1 protein-coding gene is annotated in these 247 nt (G+C 50.6%); it reads right to left on the reverse strand.

The window, feature by feature from the left end:
- A partial coding sequence (locus CI957_RS10510) for a monomethylamine:corrinoid methyltransferase (RefSeq protein WP_128754807.1) occupies positions 1 to 247 on the reverse strand: 247 nt, incomplete at both ends.

Here is a 247-nt window from a genome sequence, read left to right on the forward strand (position 1 = left end):
TGTCCAACCTGCGATCATAAGGGTCTCACGGGTATTGGTGGAGCCCCAGCGAATGTGCACAGGACCATCAAGGTGCCAGCTGGCACTGCTCATTACCATGGAATTAATATGCGTGGCAACGTTGACAATGGCTGTTTCCTCGATACCACCGGCGTAGCCTCCGAAAATTGGCATCTGTTCATCCATGATGATGTCACTGTTACCCTTGTAGTGGGCAATGACAGCGATTGCGTCAAGATCGATCTTA

The sequence above is a fragment of the Methanohalophilus sp. WG1-DM genome (assembly GCF_004104135.1).
Lineage (GTDB): Archaea > Halobacteriota > Methanosarcinia > Methanosarcinales > Methanosarcinaceae > Methanohalophilus > Methanohalophilus euhalobius.